At 50.9% G+C, this 283-nt stretch carries 1 pseudogene; it reads right to left on the bottom strand.

Annotated features, from left to right (window positions below):
• A pseudogene (locus tag VU18_RS19475) lies at window positions 1-283 on the bottom strand (DUF4351 domain-containing protein); the annotation flags it as partial.

The raw sequence follows: 283 nt of genomic DNA, 5'->3' as shown, positions 1-283 counted from the left end.
GTATACCCCATTTTGCCAAGCAGCGCAGCCGCAATCGGATTGTCATGCCGAATAGAATCCCGCCAATGTTTCTTGCGCAACTCCACCGGGAAAAAGCGGAACTGCAACACCTCGCCAAAGGGAAACTCAATCGAAAACACGGACGGTTCATCACGGAGGGCATCATGGCTGAAGACGGCAATGGGAACAATGCGGATGCGGTATTTTTCAAACAAACGGCTGAAATAGACAAACATGCGCTCCGGAAAGGACGACTGCACGCTGCTTTGATTCTCCACATGAA

Origin of the sequence: Geobacillus sp. ZGt-1 (assembly GCF_001026865.1) — a bacterium.
GTDB classification, from domain to species: domain Bacteria; phylum Bacillota; class Bacilli; order Bacillales; family Anoxybacillaceae; genus Geobacillus; species Geobacillus thermoleovorans.
The sequence above is the reverse complement of the archived record's forward strand: the minus strand, read 5'-3'. Positions and strand labels throughout refer to the sequence as shown.